Below are 246 nucleotides of genomic sequence, written 5' to 3' on the forward strand. Positions count from 1 at the left end.
CTGGGCAAGCAGGAAAAGACCGTGCGCAATCAGCTTTCCTCCATCTTCGCCAAGCTCGGCGTGCACAGCCGTACAGAAGCCATCGTGCTGGCGCGCAAAATGGGGTCCTAGACAGGATCACGGATTGATGGACCCAGGACTGGTGCCATCAAAGCCGTGTGAATCCTGTCTACTATCAATGATTTAGTGCGGATTGACATTCGGATCCGGGACATTTGCCCCCGGTTCGGGCGCAGAATTCGGTCC

The 246-nt window shown here is 56.1% G+C and carries 1 protein-coding gene; it reads left to right on the forward strand.

All coding sequences use genetic code 11. The features are described from left to right. The first annotated feature begins 21 nt into the window (after positions 1-21). Positions 22-111 (forward strand): hypothetical protein, encoded by a 90-nt coding sequence (locus R0J87_RS23425; RefSeq protein WP_498889377.1) that lies wholly within the window; start codon positions 22-24, stop codon positions 109-111. The last annotated feature ends 135 nt before the right edge of the window (positions 112-246 follow it).

Source organism: Halomonas sp. SIMBA_159 (assembly GCF_046536035.1).
Lineage (GTDB): Bacteria > Pseudomonadota > Gammaproteobacteria > Pseudomonadales > Halomonadaceae > Vreelandella > Vreelandella venusta_A.